Genomic DNA, 17,431 nt, shown 5'->3' on the forward strand with positions numbered 1-17,431 from the left:
ATTTATTTTCTCCTATAGTAGGTTGTTGAGTTATTAAGTTAGACATATCAAGTCCAACCCCTGGATTTACTACTTTCCCAACTATTAATGCTATAGTTATAGCAAGTGCTGTAGTAAGTAAGTAGAATGTCATAGTTTTTCCACCTATTCTACCAAGTTTACCTATATCCCCCATAGCTGAAGCTCCACATACTAGAGATACAAATACTAGTGGCACAACCATCATCTTTATTGCTGTTGTAAATCCAGTTCCTAGTATTTTCAATATTCCGCCTAAAAGTACAGTGTCCTTGACGTATCCTGCAGGCATTCCCTTTATTATAAGGCCACATATTACACCAATCAAAAGGCCTATCATTATTTTCGTAGTTAAACCTATTTTCTTTTTCATTATTTTCCTCCTATTCTGATTGTCGAAATATCATAATGTCTTTTATATTTATAAAGCATATCACATTGTATCAATTTTTAAAATAGTTTTTTAAATTTATACAAAAGAATTTATTAAAATAAATTATTCATTTTTTGTATTTACAAAATTAATTTTATAATTTATTTTATAAAATTAAAAAGGCCCACCCTGTGCAAATGCACAAAATGAGCTTCTTAATACTTAAATAATTTTGTAAGTTTTTCTGGGCTTGTTGAATTAACAAAAAGTCCAGTTGCAATTTCAAACCCTCCATAGTTATATTTTCTAGGAACTATATGAATATGCCAGTTGTAGTAATCTTCGCAGTTTTGGTATTTTGGATGACTATGTAAATATATATTAAAAGGTATAACTCCATAGACAATATTCATTTTATCAAATAGATTCTTAAAAATTAATGATATTTCTTTTATATTCTTACTTGATATATTTTCAAATTTTTCATTACTTTTGTTTATAATAGATATTTCTCCGCTATATATAGACGCATATGGAGCTAAAACTATAAAGTTTTCACTTTCATGTATTATTCTTTTATCTTCTTTTACTTCATAATCTATAACTGATTGATGAAGAGTTTTATTATTTTCCTCAAAATACCTTCTACAATTATCAACTTCCTCTAAAACATCCTTAGGTATTATAGGAAGTGAAATTATTTGTGAATGAGGATGTGCCATTGATGCTCCTGAATTCCTTAAAAAATTTTTAAATAAACTAATATATTTTACATCTTTGCCATTAATTAAATCACAATATCTATCTTTGTACATAGTAAACATAAGTTCAAATTCATAAACATTCATATTAAAAAAGTGTCCATTATGTCTATATGTATCTACAAGAACTTCATGTACTCCACATCCATCTAAGTTTGTAAAAAAATCATCTTTTTTACTTAACTCATACTCTTGAGTTATTATAGGAAACATATTGTAACATGACCGAACTAACCACTTATTATCTTCTTCTATTCTAAATGTTTCTTGTGTAGTTTGATTTTCATTCCCTATGCAAAATGGACAACTTTCTTCATATTCATTGATTTCAATTTCATAAATAGTTTTTTCTGATTTCATCGGACGTTTTGATCTATCTTTTGCAATTATTACACTTTGTCCTGTAAATAAGCTAGTTCTAAATTCTGACATATAATCACCTCATTAACACCTTTTATTCCTTAGTTATTTTAGCTATTATTCCATTATTTATTCTTATAAGTTCCTTTGGAGATATTTTAACTAAAGACCTAGGAGAACCTCCACCCATAAGAATTTCATCTTTTTCCATAACCTTTTCATCTATTAAAAATTTAGCTTCATATCCAAGCGATGGAACGCCACCACATACATACCCTGTTTTTTCCAGTATTTCTTTTTCTGTTGCAGTTCTAGGTCTTGGAATATTTAGTGCATTTTTTACATTTGGCACACTAAGTTTATCATTCCCACTTAATATAGCTACTATTAAGTCATTGTTTTTATCTACAAAACATATGCTCTTTACTATATTTTCAACTTCTACGTTTGCAGCTTTCGCGGCTTCCTCTGCTGAATGGCAAGATTCATTAAAAATTAAATGGGTAGCTTGTATGTTGTTATTTTCTATATATTTTATTAAATTTTCTTCATATGTATTTAAGTTCATTTTTATACCTCCTATACTTAGTTTATATTCTACTACATTATTACATATTTTGTAAAATTACTTATATTATAATTTTCTGAATAATTTTTTCTGCAATAATATTATTATGTAAACAAATAACAAAAGCTTTAGATTATAATCTAAAGCTTTTGTTATTTATATTTTAGTATTTGAACTTCCACCTGGATTACTCATTGAAGATACTCCATAACCAAGTCTTCTATAAGCTATTTCAGTTGGTACTAACCATACTTTTCCTCTACCTTTAAATACATTTAGTAAGCCTTCTCCACTAGTAGCTGATCCTATCAGTGATTTTGAAGATGTTTCAACAGTAAATATTACACCTTCAGTTCTAAGTATAGCAAAGTTTCCATCTACCTTTAATGTTTCATTATTTAGCTCAACTTCTAATATTTCTTCCTTTGGAACAGGAACTTCTAGAACAACAAAACCACTTCCTGATAGTTTTACTTGGAATAGACCTTCATTTCCAAGAACGGCTGAAGATAAGTTTTTTTGCATAAATACGCCTACATCTACAGTATCTTCACATGCATAGAACACACCGTCGTCTACTATTACTTCTTCATTTTCTAACTCTATTATTACGTAATGTCCATAACTTGGCTCTAAGTATAGTTCTCCGCTTCCTTTGTATGTGGGTTTGAAAGTCGTTTCCCCTGTTACACTACTCTTTAGGAATTTCTTACCTAATCCTATTAGTCCGCCCATTTTGTTATCCATTTCTATATTACCTTTTAGCATATATAATGCCCCTGCTTCTAATCTTACAGCAGTATTTTTCATAGTCATTTTCACTTGTCTTAACTTAACATTAGATTTCTTCATAAAATAAAGCATCATCGAATCTGTAGCAGAATTTCCACCTGTTAAATCGTCGTATTGTAGTATTTCAATAGATAATCTTTCATTTTCAACCTTATCTATTACAGTAATTAAATCTTTATTAGAATTTAAATTTGACTTCATTTTTACACCCCTATATATTTATATTTTTTAAATACTATTTTCAAACCTATTTTTAGCTAACCATTCTTTTGCAAAATCTACTCCAGTTCTCATATCAAAGATTTTACACTTTGCATTCCCTACATTACCATTACTTACATTATAAATTTTTTCAAATTCCATACCTATAATTCCAAAGTCATCTGAGTCATAGTTAAAATCCTCAAACCACTTCCATACTCTAATACCATTTTCCATTATGGACGTTCCCATTCTTTTTTTAGGCATTTTTTCATTAATGGCTTCAGAAAGATGAAAACTTGTACAAGAATTATACCCTACCCCAAGTAAAAGTATTTTTGCATTTAATTCATACAACCTACCTAAGGGTGAATTCATTCCAAATCCAGGTGTTAATTCATGATTTTCAGTAATTATCTTTGCAAACTTACCATTTGCAGTAAATGATACTTGCGGATGATTTGATCTAACGGTATTTGGAATAGTTCTAAAAAGCTCTGGTATTTTACCCATCCCTTCAGTAGGAGTCATCATAGGGTCAAAAGCTGGCATATTTTCATAAACATCATATAGCCAGTCATGAGGCACAGGCGGGTTTTCCCATTCTTCTGGATCTGATATTGATGGGCTTTGAGCAGGCATTACTAAAGTTCCTTCATTTCCTATTGATTTCAAAAGAGCCATTATTACAGATTGAGCACCCCCACAGACCCATCCTATGCTAGATAGTGAAGAATGAACAAGTACAGTATCACCTTCACATATGCCGAGTTTTTTTAGATCATTATATATAGAACTAACTGTGTTCGGATGTCTAGTTCGTTCTATTATTCTTATTTCGTTCATATATCAAATCCCCTCCCCTATTATTTAGTTTCGTGCTATAGCAACTTTATATAAAAAATTCGCTTCGCTCATGTCGCCAATGACCTTGAATAGCAGGTCCATTGCTCAAGAATTACACAGTTATATTGTTAGTTCCTTTTTCTTCCCATGCAGAGATTTCTTTTAATCTATGGATAATAGGAAGATGTTGCGTACATTCACGTTGACATTTACCACACTCTATACAATCCTTTGAAAACTTTTTAGCATTCATGTTGTAATTCCAATACTCAAGTCCATAAACCTCATTTATCATTTCTTCATCGCTTTTTTTAAACATCTGTTTTTCATTGTAAAATAGCATATAACCAGGTATATTTATACCTTCTGGACATACTTTACAGTACCCACATCCGGTACAAATCTCGTTCATATTTTCACCTATTTTATTTTTCAAATTATTAATATCATCTTCTGTAAATGGTTTGCTCTCATCAGCAATTTTGCAAGCTTCATCAATTTCTTTATAGTTATTAAACCCAATTAGTGAGACAGTTATTTGAGGAGCTGATATATTAAATCGCAACGCTACTTCTGTGGCAGTTTCTCCGTTTTCCGATAAAAAAGATAGTTCTTTTTCATGAGAAGGAATAGACCCACCACTCAATGGATTCATAGCCACTACTCCATATCCGTTTTCATGTGCATATGTAACTCCATTCCATCTATATGGGAAATTCAATAAATTTATTCCAATAGTAACACCGTCAAATTTATTTTCATCAAGTACTTTAATGACTTCGTCTCCTGGTTGATGTGATGAAAATACAATATGATCAATTAATCCTTCTTCCTTGCATTTTAATAGCCCCTCGTATTGACCACCTTTTTTCATAGCTAGCTCATAGTGGTCCATTTTTCTAATACACCATACATGATAAAAATGTATTTTAGGAACTCCTAATCTTTCTATAGATTTCTTGACTCCATCTATAGCCTTTTGTGCAGTGTCGTATACTGTTGGTCTTCCTTTTGTTGAAACATAAAAATCATTTTTTCCTTCTTTTATCATTTCTCTAAAAGCTACCCCAAATATATCTTCACTTCTATCATCGCAGTAGCCTGGTGCTGTATCAAAATAGTTGATTCCTTTATAATATGCATACTTAATTAGCTTTGCATTTTCTTCATTACTCTTATCCAAATCAAATCTAAGACCACCAAAACCAACTACAGAAACATTTTTATTTGTCTTTCCATATTTAACATATTTCATGTAATTATCCTCCAAAATAAAAATTCTTCTTTATATTATTATACCAGTAAATATGAACATAAAAAGCACTTACAATTGTAAGTGCTAATTCTTATACTAAGTTGTCTCTTAATTTCATTATAAAATCTTGTACATTCGTAACCATAGTAGTTACCTCAAGGCTTCCTCTATCTCTTAACTTATTCACTGCAAATTCTGAAACGTCAATAGAATAGAAATAAACTGGTCTTACTTTTCCATCTACTACTCTGTAAGAAGGAGTCATATTACCTGTAGCTATTGAATGTAGTTGAGTAGCCATACATATTACTGTTGTGGCTTTTCTTACGTGTTTTCTCATTTCTTCTTGAGTTTCATATACATCTGATATTACTATAGGAAGTGGTCCATCATCTCTTATAGACCCTCCTAGAACTATAGGCACATTGCTTGTTACACAAGCGTGAACAATTCCACTATCTATATTTTCATCTTCTATTAATTTTTCTATAGACCCTGCTCTTCTTGCTTTATTTAATAAATCTAGATGGTGATAATGTCCATCTCTTATAGATTCTTGAGTATATATATCTTGTCCAAGAGCTGTATTAAACATCGCCCCTTCTAAGTCATGTGTTGCTACTGCATTTCCACCGAATAATGCACTAACATATCCATTTTTTATTAAATCAGCCATTGCATCTCTAGAACCTTTAGCAAATATAGCAGCTGGGCCTAATACCCATACTATATGACCGTGTTCTTTTTCATGTCTTAATAACTCATATAGATTTTCATAATCTTTAGTGTATGAAGTTTCCCTTGATCTACCTGATCTAAATGCAAATAAATCCTTATCCTTTAAATCTTTTGTAAATCCATGCGGATATAAATATATTCCTTCGCTACCATCTTCACTTCTACCTACAACAACCTTATCTCCAAGTTTTAAATTTCTAAATTCTTTTACTTCAATCTTTTCATCTTTTGTAACAACTGGAACACAGTCCATTCTACTTTCTTCTGCTAAAACCCACTTGCCATTTATCTTGAAATATTCAGGATATATAGAATTAGCATGATAGTTATCTGGAGCAACTCCCTCTTTTATAACTTCTATGGTTGTAACATTTGGAGCCGATAGAAATCTTTCCTCATTAAAATTAGGTTCAATATACTCTCTTAAATTAAAGCCCATTTGTCATCACCTCTATGTAATATTTTATTTAATAATCGTTTAAATTTTAACGTCCTATATATTTATTATAACATAATCTGACATTTTTCCAATTAAAATTTTTTATTATATAAATAATAAGGCTTCTGTATATACAGAAGCCTATTATAAATTCACATTATTTTTTGCATATTTATTTCAAAATATTCATATTGTAAATTCTATTAAACCTGTGTGGAGTTCTGCATTTTTCAGTATTACATACAATAAAATATAAAAATATTAATAATATTTAAGTTCATATTTTATATAGTAAAAATATTTTCTTATTTGATTATTTTTTAACTAAATCATATTAATAATATTCTTATAATTTACTTACTTCTACTTTATTTTCTTCATAACTTACCCAATCACTATAGCTTCCTGCATATACCTTATGTTTTATTCCCAATTCATCAAGTGCAAGGCTATTAACTGTAGTAGTTAGTCCTGAGCCACAATATAATATTACTTCATCGTAATTTTTTAGTTCTTCAAAGTGTTTTTCTAGTTCTTCCAAAGTTTTTATTTTATCTTGGTTTTCATTTAGTACTTCCATCCAGAAGTAATTTAGCGCTCCTGGTATATGACCTGCTTTTTTATCTATTGGCTCAACTTCGCCATTATATCTTTTTTCTTCCCTTGCATCTACAATTGCTACATTTTCTTTGTTTAGTTTTTGCTTTACTTCTTCCATTTTTACTAACATATTTTCATTTATATTTATATCAAAAGCTCCTCTTGAGCTTGAAACTGTATTATCCTGTGATAATTCATAACCTTTTTCACACCAAGATTTAATACCGCCATTTAATATATATACTTTATTATGACCCATATATCTTAATACCATCCAAAACCTAGCTGCACCAGCTAAATCTCCATCGTCATAAGCTACTACTTTTGTATCATTTCCTATCCCTATATCTTCCAATTTTTCTTTTAATTCATTTAAATCTGGAAAAGGATGTCTTCCTCCATGTTCTTCAACCTTTGATGCTAGATCTTTTTCCATATCCATAAAAAATGAACCTGGTAAATGTCCTTTTTCATAACTTTCCTTTCCATATGAGTGTTCCATTAAGTCAAATCTACAATCTACAACTACAAAGTTTTCATTATTTATATTTTCTTTTAACCAACTTGCATTTACTAAATTTTTCATTTATATAACCTCCCTTAACAAACCTTTATAAAAAATTATATTTATTTTATTAATATGAACATAATAATTCTATAATATATTATATATCTTAAAAATATTTCGCAGACAAAAAATGATATTTTTTGACAAGACAGTTTTTCACTTTGTTAAATTACAGTATATTAATATTATAATAAAAATGTTTTAAAGCCGTGACAACAAGAAAGAATTTTAGTTTATTCTTCTTTGCAGTTTAAAATTGCGTATATGCTACCAAATTTTTAAACAGGTATATTTTATTATTATATTTTGAAGTGTATTCATTAGTATATCATTGTTAATAAAATAATTTTATAAATTTAATTTTAGATTTAACTTTGATTATATTTGTTATTTCGAGTTAAATTTCAAAACTTTTGCAGAAAATTTTGTTGTTTTAGGTCTTTTTTTTGTAGATGATTTTTATTTTTTTTTATGTTATCATGAATATGTAAAATATTATCAATATTTACATATTACAATTAATCGCTAGGAGGTAACATAAAGATGAAGTTTTCAAGTAGAATAACTAGTATGCAAGCTTCTCCTGTAAGAAAGCTTGTTCCATTTGCAACTGAGGCTAAGGCAAGAGGTACTAAAGTTTACCATTTAAATATAGGTCAACCAGATATAAAAACTCCAGAAGGATTTTTTAATGCTGTTAAAAACTATCAAGAAGAAGTTTTAGAATATGCACTATCTCAAGGTATACCAGAGCTTATAGATTCTATGAGAGAATACTATAAAACTTATAATATGGATTATGATAAAGATGAGATATTAATAATGAACGGTGGTAGTGAAGCATTATTATTTGCAATGATAGCTACTTGTGATCCTGGAGATAATATGTTAGCACCAGAGCCATTCTATACAAACTACAATGGATTTGGTGATGCTGTAAATGTTGGTATAAAACCTATAACTACTAAAGCAGAAGATGGATTCCACTTACCATCTAAAGAAGAAATAGTATCTAGAATAGATGAAAAAACTAGAGCTATACTTTTATCTAACCCTGGAAACCCAACAGGAGTTGTTTATACTGACAAAGAAATCCAAATGATAGCTGATATAGCTAAAGAAAATAACTTATGGATAATAGCAGATGAAGTATATAGAGAATTTGTATACGACGGATTAGAATATACAAGCTTTGGTAATGTTAAAGAAATCGAAGATAGAGTATTAATAATAGACTCTGTTTCTAAGCGTTATAGTGCCTGTGGAGCTAGAATAGGTTCTATAGCTTCTAAAAACAAAGATCTTATGGCTCAAATATTAAAATTATGCCAAGGTAGATTATGCGTTCCTACTTTAGAGCAAGTAGGTGCTGTAGAATTATACAAAACTCCAGTAAGCTATTTCAAAGAAGTTAATGAAGAATATAAATCAAGAAGAGATGTATTATATAAAGGTCTAATGGAAATACCAGGAGTTATATGTGAAAAGCCAACTGGTGCATTCTACGTAGTTGCAAAATTACCAATTAAAGATGCAGAAAAATTCGTTATATGGATGTTAAAAGAATTTAATTTAGATGGAGAAACTGTTATGATGTCTCCTGCTGAAGGATTCTATGCTACTGAAGGTTTAGGAAAAGACGAAGTAAGACTTGCTTACGTATTAAACAAAGAAGATTTAGCTAAATCTATGCAAGTATTAAAAGCTGGTCTTGAAAAATATTTAGCTGAAGTTGAAGGTAAATAAAATTCGCTTTGCTATAAAAAAGGCAGCCAAATAGGCTGCCTTTTTTATTATTTAAATATTTCTTTATTTTTTTCCATTATCTCTTGCATTTTAATTATAGAGTTCAGATAATCACTTCTATCTTCTTCTGATAATTTACTTAATTTCTCATCTAATCCATTTGTAAATTTATCTATACATTCTTCAGCTACTTCATTTCCTTTTTCCGTTAAGTTTATCAGATATTTTCTTCTATCATCTAAGTCTCTTTCACGTACAACATATTCTTTATTACTCAGGTCATCAATCATACTTGTTAAACTACCCTTTTCTATATTCAGTTTTAGACATAATTCAGTCATACTCTTTGGTCCATTATTTTTTATAAATATTAGAGCTCTTAATTGTGTTTTATTTACATTGTAATTAGGACTATATAATTTTAAGTAGTCTAAGTATAAACAAGAATATATTTCTGGCAGTGTTCTAGATACAAATGTTATGGTCTCATTTACTAGATTTCTCATGTATATCACCTCTAAATCTTAATTATAAAGTTTCTTATATTATATTTACGTATAATATAAGAATTTTTAAGGGGGTTTTTCTTCACAAAAATATTATTCCCAATCATATAGTTAAATAATGCAATTAACCTATTATATATTTTTACATATCATGGTATAAATGATATAACAATATTAAAGGTGGTTTTTGACATGAAAACTAGCAATAAAGGTGTATTTTTTATGATTTTATCGGCACTGGCGTTTTCAACTATGGGTCTAATGGTTAAATTCACTGATGCTATTCCTGTATTTGAAAAAGTATTTTTCAGAAATTTATTTAGTTTGTTTATAGTTTTATTTATAGTACTGAAAAATAAGGCAAGCTTACTTGGCAAAAAAGAAAATCAACTTCTTTTAATGTCGAGAGCATTACTCGGAGTATCTGGTGTTATTTTATATTTTTATGCAATAGATAATATGCTACTCGCTGATGCATCCATGTTAAATAAACTTTCTCCGTTTTTTGTAACGTTATTTGCATATTTATTTTTAAAAGAAAAAATATCTATTGTTCAAATACCAGGTCTTATTTTGGTATTTATAGGTTCATTATTAATTATAAAACCTCAATTCGATGTTTCTATGATACCTGCCCTTGCTGGTTTTGGATCTGCATTATGTGCAGGGTCAGCGGGAGTATTAGTTAGGGTTTTGAACAAAAAAGAAGATTATTCAACTATAGTATTTTATTTTTCATTAGTATCAGTTATATTTGTAATTCCTTTTATGTTATTTGATTTTGTAACTCCTAACTTATATCAATTATTAGGGCTCCTTGGAACAGGTATATTTGCAGCCCTTTATCAGTTGTTTTTAACTTTGGCGTATAAATACTCAAAAGCATCTGATTTAGCTATTTACGATTATTCGACAATAGTATTTTCTGGTATCCTCGGTTTTATATTTTATTCTGAGATTCCAGATGCTTATAGTATTATCGGAGGAATACTTATAATATGTTCTCCTATACTAGTATATTTTTATAAAAACAAAAAACAAAAAGAAGCCTAGAAATCTAGGCTTCTTCACTATTTAAATGCATTAAATATAGCATTCATTATATTTTGTACAAAGTCAATTAGACTATTAAAAAATCCTTGAGCTTGTTCTACATCTACATTTCCTAATGTTTCTTTTACTTTAGCACTTACATCTTTCAATTGGCCTTGTAGTTGACCTAAGTCTAAATTTAAGTTAGATATATTTTTCATCAATCCTAAGATCTGAGCTATTTGATCTTGAGTTAAATTTATATTGTATTCATTAGATATATTTACTATTATTTGTTTTATTTCATCTTCTGATTTAGCACCTTGCTTTACAACTTCTTCTTTAATTTGATTTATTACTGCAGCTGCTTCATCTTTACCTATATTTTGACCTAGTTCACCTGTAACAACTAACTCTTCATTTGCTGTTTTAAGTGCTTCTTTGTCTATTTTTTCTCCAGTAGATTTTTCAAATCCTTTAACTATACCTGTAAGGGCTGCTGTTCCAGATACCTTAAATGGAGCTGATGCCACTACCTTTGCATCTTCAACCCCTGCTGTAGCTAGTGCATTAGCTATCATACTCTCAGTAACCCATGTTAAATTATTAGTTTCTACATCCAATCCACTTCCTTGTGATAGTGGTTGAACATAAGAACTAGATATAGACTTTGTTCCTATTTGTGATTCAGGAGCTACCCCTTGTAAATATTGTCTTTCTTCACTGTTAGTTATTGTCAGTACTTGAGCATCCCCATCTTTAACTCCAAAGTAGTTTAACATCTGACTTTTTTGATCTTCACTTAAGTTAGCCCCAAGTGTAACTACATTGTAAGTATCTGCAAAAGCAGTCAATGACGAAAATGTCAATATAGAAGCAACACATAATGTACTTATAAACTTGTTTTTAAATTTCATAATTATCTCTCCCTACATTTTATAAAATAACTTACATTGATTATATATGATATTACTTACTTATTCAATTACAGTTTTGTAAGGTTTTATTATTGTTCTCCATTTAGTATATCTTCTAAGCAATTGTGAAACTCACATATAACCATTTTAGTATGTTGTTTTAGCTCATCTTCTGCATGATTAAATGTGTATGAATTTTTATAGCTTTCAAACATACTTAAATCATTCCACGAATCTCCTATTACAAAAACATCATCGTCTGTTACTTCAAACATGTCTGTTAATTTGGATATTCCATTAGCTTTTGAACATCCCACAGGAGCTATATCTATGAAATATTGATTTCTATAAGCAATAACATAGTCTTTATATTTTTCATTTATGATATTTCTTAGTCTTTCTGCACTTGCAGAACTTCTATCTGAAGCATTTATACTTATTAATTTAACATCATATTCTTTATTCAAAAACTCTTCCTCATTTATGGTTTCTGCTTTATATACAAAACCATCAAATAACTCAAACTCTCCAACTACATATGTTTTATATCCATCTACTATTGCGAATTTATATAATTCGTCATTTTGTATTTCTTTATATATACCCTTTACAACGTCTGAATCTATACTATCTTTTTTCATCTCTTTTAGATCTTTATCAAGTATTAAAGCCCCATTACACAAAACAAGTGCATCTACCTCTACATTATATTCATTAAATATATGTTCAGTATTTGCAAAATCTCTTCCTGTACACAATATAAAGGCATGGCCCTTTTCTTTAAATCTCTTTATATGATCTATACTTTCATCTTTTATACTTCCATTTATAATTAATGTTCCATCAATATCTGAAGCAAGCAATTTTTTCATATATTTCATCTCCTTATGTCTTTATACCGCACATCATTTCTATTATACAATACAAATAAAAAATTCGCTACGCTCATGTCTTAAGCGGCATTGAAAAGCAGGGACCTTGCTCAAAAATACATAAAAAAACTGCTCTAAATAGAGCAGCCTTTTTATGTATTTTTTATGCTTCTACTTCAAATTGATCTTTTCCTACTCCACATAATGGACATACCCATTCTTCTGGTACACTTTCCCAAGCTGTTCCTTCAGCTACTCCATTGTCTGGATCTCCTACTTCTGGATCATAAACATAACCACATACTACACATACATATTTTTCCATGATAATTACCTCCTTGATTATATTTCTAATTATATTTTATTATCATATTTAGTTTATACCACTTTTTGTGCATAGTAAACAGAAATCATGAAATTATTTGGTATATTATTCCTATAATTTATATTTCTATTTAAAATTATATTAAGTAGCACTTCCTTATTATGATACTTTTTTAATAAATTTATTAATGTATTTTTTGTCATTTAAAAAAGGGTTGTTGAATATTCAACAACCCTTAAGCTTCTTATATGTTAAGCAGTTTTCTTTACACCTTTAGTTTTCTTTTCATAATTGTTGTACATAACTACAGCAACTATTGAGAAGAATAATGGTCCAGCTACCATCCATATAGTAGAAGCCATATCTCCTCTTGTAGCAGGCTCTATTATTGTAAAGAAGTTAGCAAATCCTACAGTAAATGTAACTATTACTGAAGCTATTAATGCAGACTTATATGATTTGTAAACTTCAAACGGTTTTTCTATTGACTCGTTTTTCTTGAATTTAGGGAACGCTCCTGATAAGAACATGTATGGTAGAGTCATAGCAACATTAGTCATTAATACTAATTTAGTGAAGAATGCAGCAGCTGCGTCTCCTCCAAATGATACCATTAACATCATAACTACAACTATTATACATTGTATCCACATAGCGTTTATAGGCATTCCATCTTTTAATTCACCCATTTTACCTGGCCATAATTCCTTTGGAGTACCTTCTATTAATTGCTTAAGCGGAGCATATGTTAATGTGAAGAATGCACCACTTAACGCTAAGAACATTGATAAACCAACAAATCTAGCTACCCATGCACCCATTGTTAATGAGATAGCTTCACTCATTCCAAAACCTTGTCCTAATTGGTAACCTAAGTTTTGCATAACAACATATCCAACGTTACCCATGTGTACGTTTTCTGAAGATAATACAGCTGTCCAGTCAGTAAATATACCAACCATGAATATACCTATTGCATATCCTACTGATATTATTATAGCAGCTATTGTAACCCCTTTAGGGAATGTTTTTTCTGCATTTTCTGTTTGGTCAACTAATCCACCAACAACTTCTATACCACCATAAGCGAATATAGCGAAAACTAAGAATGATAACATACCTATTGGTGTTTGATAAGCTGGGTTAGGAGCTTGTGTAAATGCTTGAGCAGAAGTTATTGGTTGAGCTAATTCTCCACCATTTGCTATTAAAACAGCTATAGCACCTACTATTAAAACTATGTTAAGCGCTGCAACTGCAGTACCACCTGCAGATGTTATTTTAGATATTTTATCTAAACCTTTAGTAGCTGTATATGTTACAAGTACCATCCAAATAACACCTATTAATCCTAGAGTTTGAGTTGAGCTTAGTCCGAATAAAGACCAAGTTGCTGTTGTATCTGATCCAAATATTGCGTTTGATAAAGGTATCATAATTGCAGAACCTACGTTAACCATCCATATTATATAAGATGCATACCACATGAATGTTCCTATAAATGCGTATTTAGCTCCAACAGATTTTTCCATCCAAGAGTATATACCACCCTTTTCAGTTTTAAATGCTGCACCAAACTCTGACATCATAAATGCATAAGGTATGAAGAATGCTAATCCAGATATTATATACCATGGTATTGCAGCATAACCTGTTAAGTAGAACGATCTTGGCATGTTATTAAATCCAAATACTGATGTAAATATCATAAGTATCAATGCCGTCATGTTTAATTTCTTACTGCTATTAGTGCTTGCAGACATCGTTATTCCTCCTCTAAGTATCTTGTTAATTTTTTATTTTTTATCTCAACTCATGTAAATTATTATAATTCCTTTTTATTGTTTTGGCAATGATTTTTCTCTTATTTTTCGACATGAATTGTCAGATATTTTTCCTTCATTTTGTCGAATATTTCAATGCTTTCAAACCTTAAAAATATTCTTTAAAATAAAAAAAGAACTATAAAATAGTTCCTTTTTTTGTATTATGCTTTAAATATGTTTTATTAATCCAAGTATAACTTTATACGTTTAAATCGATTTTTATATCTATTTCATTTTTAAATAACTCTATGGACGGGTCTACATGTTCTTTTATAAACTCTATTACTTGCTCTGGCGCTCTACCCACAAAATTTATAGGATCCATTATAGACTCAATTTCTTCTTTACTCATCTTAAATGAATCGTCATTTTTTATCATTTCTGTTAAATTATTATCTTTACCTTCTTCTTTAACACGTTTTGCAGCTTCCATAGAATATACTCTTATTTTTTCATGTAATTCCTGTCTGTCTCCACCTCTTTTTACAGCTTCCATAAGTATTGTTTCTGTAGCCATAAAAGGAAGTTCTTCATTTATATGCTTATTTATCATATTTTTATATACAACTAATCCATCAGTTACGTTTATACCTATTTCAAGTATTGCATCTACAGCCATAAAAACTTGTGGAACTGCCAATCTTTTATTAGCAGAGTCATCTAATGTTCTTTCTAACCATTGTGTAGAATGAACTAAGGCTGGGTTTAGACTTTCTGAAATAACAAATTTTGAAAGAGATGAAATTCTCTCACTTCTCATAGGATTTCTCTTGTATGCCATAGCTGATGATCCTATTTGATTTTTTTCAAATGGTTCTTCTAATTCTTTTAAGCTTTGTAACAACCTTATATCATTAGTTATTTTGTGCATACTTTGAGCTATAGAAGATAAAGTTGATAAAATTTGATAGTCAAGTTTTCTACTATATGTTTGTCCTGTTACAGCAAAACTATTTTCAAATCCCATTTTGCTACATACAAGTTTATCTAATGTTCTTACCTTTTCATGTTCTCCTTCAAATAAACTTAAAAAGCTGGCTTGAGTACCCGTCGTACCCTTAACCCCTCTTAACTTAATATTATTTATTCTGTAATTTAGATCTTCTAAATCTAATAATAAATCTTGTATCCATAAACATGCTCTTTTACCAACTGTAGTTAATTGAGCTGCCTGGAAGTGTGTAAACCCTAAAGTTGGAGTATCATTAAATTTTAGAGCAAAATCTTTTAAGTTGTTTATTAAACTTGCAAGTTTTATTCTTAAAAGCTTTAGTCCTTCGTTCATTTGTATTATATCTGTATTATCTCCAACATAAGCACTTGTTGCACCTAAATGTATTATACCTTTAGCACTTGGAGCTTGGATTCCGTAAGCCATTACATGAGACATAACGTCATGTCTAACTTCTTTTTCTATTTTTCTAGCTTCATCAAAATTTATATTATCAATATTTGCTTTTAATTCGTCTATTTGTTCCTTAGTTATATTAAGTCCTAGTTCTTTTTCACCTTCAGCAAGTGCTACCCACAATTTTCTCCAAGTGGAAAATTTAAATTGCGGAGAAAATATATAACTCATATCTTTACTACAATATCTGTCTATTAGCGGATTGTTGTATGTAGTGTATCTAGATTGTTCCATATGTCAGACTCCTTCCTAGTTAAATACATTCTTATTATCAATAAGTTTATTATACACAAAATCACGAACTATAACAACCTATTTTTTATTTATGTTCATTTTATCTTCTTTTAGTATATAATCAACAGCTTCACTATCTACAAAGTTCAATACGTATTTATACCTTATAGCATAATGCTTATCACTCCAGCCTAATTGATTTTTGATATCTTCTTCTTCTGCTCCTAGTCTTAAGCTAATTGCTGCAAAAGAATGTCTAAAATCCTTAGCTGAGTAATTATGAAGTCCCGCTAAATCCAAGGCCTTTCTAACTATAATTCTCACGTTTCTATCTGTTATAGAGTCGCTTTTTTGTGTTGTAAACACAAATTCATCAGTTGGTTTTATTTCTTCAGGAAGTCCAGAATAATTTCTATACTTTAATATTAATTCCCAACAGTATGGATGTAATTTTATTATTCTTTCTTTTCTTCCTTTTCCTAATTTACAATAAGCATTGTTATTTTCATCTAGCATTAAATTTTCCCATTTTAGTTTTACCAATTCATTTAGTAAACATCCTGTAGTTACTAAAAATACAATAATTAGCCTATCTCTAATATTTAGACTTGGAAGTGTTTCTATTAATGTGTTTATTTCTTGAACACTCAAAACATCGTCCTTAGTTTTTATTCTAGTTACTTCTGGTTTTTCTAAATTTCTAAATGGATTCATATCTACATATTCTTCTTTTTTTAGAAAATTATAAAAACTATGCAAATAACTATATATTTTTTCACAAGTGGACTTTGCATAAGTTTTCTTAATTGCTTCAACAAACTTACGGCAATCTTCACTATTTACATCTATAAGTTCTTTTCCATCTAAAAACTCCTTAAATAGCATTACCTTTCCTAAGTAGTCGTTTTTTGTATTTGGACTTAGTTTTCTAGAAAAAAGTTTAAAAACCTCATATTCATAGTCGTTTAATACTTTTGTTGTTTCCATAATTATCCCCCCATTTTTATTTATTTAAATCATTGCCATTTTTCGAAATATTATTACCT

General features: G+C 29.4%; 17 protein-coding genes. 2 read left to right on the forward strand and 15 right to left on the reverse strand.

Features of this window, described 5'->3' with window-relative positions; all coding sequences use genetic code 11:
• The 8 genes from BS62_RS11125 to BS62_RS11160 form a co-directional block, all read right to left on the reverse strand.
• On the reverse strand, window positions 1-391 hold a 391-nt coding region (locus BS62_RS11125; RefSeq protein WP_496491350.1), incomplete at its 3' end, for a dicarboxylate/amino acid:cation symporter.
• Window positions 392-606: 215 nt separating this feature from the next.
• A complete protein-coding gene (locus tag BS62_RS11130) occupies window positions 607-1,584 on the reverse strand; it encodes a galactose-1-phosphate uridylyltransferase (protein ID WP_496491351.1) in 978 nt (325 codons plus the stop codon).
• Window positions 1,585-1,606: 22 nt separating this feature from the next.
• Entirely contained in the window at window positions 1,607-2,080 is a 474-nt protein-coding gene (locus tag BS62_RS11135) for an aminoacyl-tRNA deacylase (RefSeq protein WP_496491352.1), read from the reverse strand.
• Window positions 2,081-2,236: 156 nt separating this feature from the next.
• A complete protein-coding gene (locus BS62_RS11140; protein ID WP_496491353.1) occupies window positions 2,237-3,073 on the reverse strand; it encodes an AIM24 family protein in 837 nt (278 codons plus the stop codon).
• Window positions 3,074-3,100: 27 nt separating this feature from the next.
• On the reverse strand, window positions 3,101-3,919 hold the full coding sequence (locus BS62_RS11145; protein WP_496491354.1) for an AAC(3) family N-acetyltransferase: 819 nt from the start codon (window positions 3,917-3,919) through the stop codon (window positions 3,101-3,103).
• Window positions 3,920-4,031: 112 nt separating this feature from the next.
• The gene (locus BS62_RS11150; protein WP_496491355.1) at window positions 4,032-5,174 is read right to left on the reverse strand and encodes an aldo/keto reductase; all 1,143 of its coding nucleotides are present in this window, start codon (window positions 5,172-5,174) and stop codon (window positions 4,032-4,034) included.
• A 91-nt stretch (window positions 5,175-5,265) separates the two neighbouring features.
• The gene (locus tag BS62_RS11155) at window positions 5,266-6,351 is read right to left on the reverse strand and encodes a putative NPN-dependent ornithine cyclodeaminase (protein WP_496491356.1); all 1,086 of its coding nucleotides are present in this window, start codon (window positions 6,349-6,351) and stop codon (window positions 5,266-5,268) included.
• Window positions 6,352-6,697: 346 nt separating this feature from the next.
• Window positions 6,698-7,537, reverse strand: coding sequence for a sulfurtransferase (locus BS62_RS11160; protein WP_496491357.1), 840 nt, complete (start codon window positions 7,535-7,537; stop codon window positions 6,698-6,700).
• A 525-nt stretch (window positions 7,538-8,062) separates the two neighbouring features.
• Here BS62_RS11160 and BS62_RS11165 point away from each other — a divergent pair.
• Window positions 8,063-9,265 carry a pyridoxal phosphate-dependent aminotransferase gene (locus BS62_RS11165; protein ID WP_496491358.1) on the forward strand — a complete coding sequence of 401 codons (1,203 nt, stop codon included), beginning with the start codon at window positions 8,063-8,065 and terminating at the stop codon, window positions 9,263-9,265.
• Between the two features lie 47 nt (window positions 9,266-9,312).
• Here BS62_RS11165 and BS62_RS11170 read toward each other — a convergent pair whose 3' ends face one another.
• Entirely contained in the window at window positions 9,313-9,771 is a 459-nt protein-coding gene (locus BS62_RS11170; protein ID WP_496491359.1) for a MarR family winged helix-turn-helix transcriptional regulator, read from the reverse strand.
• Window positions 9,772-9,963: 192 nt separating this feature from the next.
• Here BS62_RS11170 and BS62_RS11175 point away from each other — a divergent pair, with 192 nt between their 5' ends.
• Window positions 9,964-10,824, forward strand: coding sequence for a DMT family transporter (locus BS62_RS11175; protein ID WP_496491360.1), 861 nt, complete (start codon window positions 9,964-9,966; stop codon window positions 10,822-10,824).
• Window positions 10,825-10,841: 17 nt separating this feature from the next.
• Here BS62_RS11175 and BS62_RS11180 read toward each other — a convergent pair whose 3' ends face one another.
• From BS62_RS11180 to BS62_RS11205, 6 genes are all read right to left on the reverse strand, one after another.
• The gene (locus BS62_RS11180; RefSeq protein ID WP_496491361.1) at window positions 10,842-11,720 is read right to left on the reverse strand and encodes a DUF1002 domain-containing protein; all 879 of its coding nucleotides are present in this window, start codon (window positions 11,718-11,720) and stop codon (window positions 10,842-10,844) included.
• Between the two features lie 89 nt (window positions 11,721-11,809).
• The gene (locus BS62_RS11185; RefSeq protein ID WP_496491362.1) at window positions 11,810-12,592 is read right to left on the reverse strand and encodes a Cof-type HAD-IIB family hydrolase; all 783 of its coding nucleotides are present in this window, start codon (window positions 12,590-12,592) and stop codon (window positions 11,810-11,812) included.
• A 163-nt stretch (window positions 12,593-12,755) separates the two neighbouring features.
• Window positions 12,756-12,917 carry a rubredoxin gene (rd, locus tag BS62_RS11190; protein WP_496491363.1) on the reverse strand — a complete coding sequence of 54 codons (162 nt, stop codon included), beginning with the start codon at window positions 12,915-12,917 and terminating at the stop codon, window positions 12,756-12,758.
• 251 nt (window positions 12,918-13,168) lie between these two features.
• Window positions 13,169-14,680 (reverse strand): glutamate/gamma-aminobutyrate family transporter YjeM, encoded by a 1,512-nt coding sequence (gene yjeM, locus BS62_RS11195; protein WP_496491364.1) that lies wholly within the window; start codon window positions 14,678-14,680, stop codon window positions 13,169-13,171.
• 262 nt (window positions 14,681-14,942) lie between these two features.
• On the reverse strand, window positions 14,943-16,385 hold the full coding sequence (purB, locus tag BS62_RS11200; RefSeq protein WP_496491365.1) for an adenylosuccinate lyase: 1,443 nt from the start codon (window positions 16,383-16,385) through the stop codon (window positions 14,943-14,945).
• Window positions 16,386-16,463: 78 nt separating this feature from the next.
• Complete coding sequence (locus tag BS62_RS11205; RefSeq protein WP_496491366.1) at window positions 16,464-17,372, reverse strand: tyrosine-type recombinase/integrase; 909 nt, start codon at window positions 17,370-17,372, stop codon at window positions 16,464-16,466.
• Window positions 17,373-17,431 lie beyond the last annotated feature (59 nt).

It is taken from the genome of Sporacetigenium mesophilum DSM 16796 (assembly GCF_059569055.1).